The organism is uncultured Legionella sp., from assembly GCF_937871865.1.
GTDB lineage: Bacteria > Pseudomonadota > Gammaproteobacteria > Legionellales > Legionellaceae > Legionella.
The window spans coordinates 1-2466 of sequence record NZ_CALMPD010000084.1; the positions used below are offsets into that span (position 1 = coordinate 1).

A 2466-nucleotide genomic window follows, 5' to 3' on the forward strand; every position below is an offset into this window, starting at 1 on the left:
ATTAGAGATTAGAGATTAGAGATTAGAGATTAGAGATTAGAGATTAGAGATTAGATTTCATGAGTGGTGTGCGAAACCACTCATGAATTGTATAACGATTAGCTCGGAACAAAGCTAAACACCAAAAATACTCAAGGAAATTAGAAGTTCCATCGAAATTTTTGGATCCATCCACTAATTAGTTTAGCTTTGTTCCCTATAAACATCAAGATTTTTTGGTGTAAGGGACATGTATAATGGGATTTTTTAATAAGAATAACAACTCGTTAGAACGAGTGAATAGTACGTCTTTTGCCCAATGGGCAATTGAGAACAAGCAATCCATCGAGGCTCGATTAATTGATGAAGGGATTGCTTTTCTCAATGAGCATGGGGAAGACCTACGATCCCCTGTAAGCAGCCTAATCGTAGATAATCGATGGCATTACATTGATAAACCAGCGAAAAAACAAAGTTATCGCGCAACATTGGAATATAACAGCGATGGGATTGCCTATCTCGCATTGACCTATTACACCTTTCGACACGGTGGTCACTCTGAGCGCTTTGATAGCAAGTCTGTACTTAAAGCACTATGGCAAGAGGCGAGGGGAGGGCTTTTTTCATCGCCCGTAAAAACGGCGATTAAAACCCGTATTGAGTCCGTGCCCGAAATCAATCCCATTGACTGGATTGCTCGTGATAAAGAATCCTGGCACTCCATGACTGATGCGGGCGATAGTCACTACCTCAAACGAAAAGGGTTATCCGAAGGTATTATTCCAGGAATTAAACACGCCAAACATCATATTGCAGTCGCCATTATTGATACCCATAATACTTTTTTAGGTCTGCAACGCATTTTTAATGACGGTCAAAAACGCTTTACAAAAGGATTATCTAAAAAAGGGCATTTTGCGCTGATAGGTTGTCCTTCCTTACCTGAAAAAATAAGCACCATTCATGTATGCGAAGGGATGGCAACTGCTGCATCCATACATCGCGCGACTGGAGAGCCTGTCTTTGCAGCTCTTGATGCCTTTAATCTTCTGCCAGTATGTAAATCATTAAAACGCCACTATCCTAAAACACAGATTATCATCTGGGCTGATAATGACTGGCAAAAAGCAGAAAATAGAACCAAATTTGGGCGGGTTTTAGGCAACACTGGACTCATTCAAGCCAACCGTACTGCGTTTAAACTAAGAGGCGCCTTGGTCTGCACGCCTGATTTTTCAACATTCGATTTAGAACTGATTAAAGAGGCTACTGACTTTAATGATTTACATCGGTTAGACGGATTAAATCGCTTAGTCTCAACCATCCCCCAAAAACCTGATATCCATTTAGGCTTATGGCATGAATTACGACAGTTTAACCAACATGCCCATGGAGCGGTGGCACCTGGTCAATTTACCGATGGCGTAAAGCTATCCTATAACAGTCGTTATTTACCCAATGATGTATTTAAACGAGAGGGCGTACATTTAGTGCGTTCTGCCATTGGTACAGGAAAAACGGCCATAGTTGAGCACCTGGTGAAACAAAACCCCAAACAATCCATTTTGTTCACAACCCATCTTATTTCACTGGTAGAAAGTGCCGCTCAAAGATTAGGGTTAACCAGTTATAATGAGTGTGATAATTTTGACTTACAAATCGAGCATCGCCTGGCCATTTGTCTTAATTCCTTAGGAAAACTCACCGCAGAAGGCGCATTAAGGCACTATGATGTGGTCATCATTGATGAAATCGAACAGGTGCTTGCGCGTCTGACTTCCCATATTGAACAAAAGCCCTTGATATTTTCTGTACTGCAACACGTGATGGCCAATGCCGCGTCTCTGATTTGCCTCGATGCACATCTGTCAAAAGCAACAGTACAAATGGTTCAACGATTTTGCCCAGACAAACCAGTAACCGTTCACTTTAATCGCTTTGAGCCAGGAAGCGCGCGCCAAATCGCCTTTCACGAAAGCCCTGAGAGCGTACAAATGAGTGCCATGCAAGCTTTAGAGCAAGAACAAAAAGTATACCTTGCCTTTAATTCCAAAAAGGAAGCCTTTAAAACCTATTCCGCGCTGAACATGGCCTTTCCTGAAAAGAAGGGTCTTTATATTTCTAGTGATAATGCTGGTGATGCTGAAAATCAGGCTTTTTTTAATAACGTCAATGTTGTGTCAAAACGCTACGATTACCTGGTCTGTACACCCTCTGTCAGTACCGGTGTTTCTATTGATAACGGCCATTTTGATTTTGTAGGCGGTGTGTTTCAATCCTGCGTCAACACCGCCAATGATTGCATGCAAGCGTTAGGACGAATTAGAAACCACAAAACGGTGCACGTCTTTTGTGATAAACGACAAGCCTTTAAATCCTTAAACCCGCAAGTGATTGCCTCTAAGTGGTTAAACACACATCAGTATGATATAGGCCTCATGAATCTGGATAAAGAGGGGCAACGTATCATTCTAAACCCTGATTACG

The 2466-nt window shown here is 41.8% G+C and carries 1 protein-coding gene; it reads left to right on the forward strand.

All coding sequences use genetic code 11. The features are described from left to right. Window positions 1-236: 236 nt before the first annotated feature. On the forward strand, window positions 237-2466 hold a 2230-nt coding region (locus Q0495_RS04875; protein ID WP_298623721.1), incomplete at its 3' end, for a plasmid replication protein, CyRepA1 family.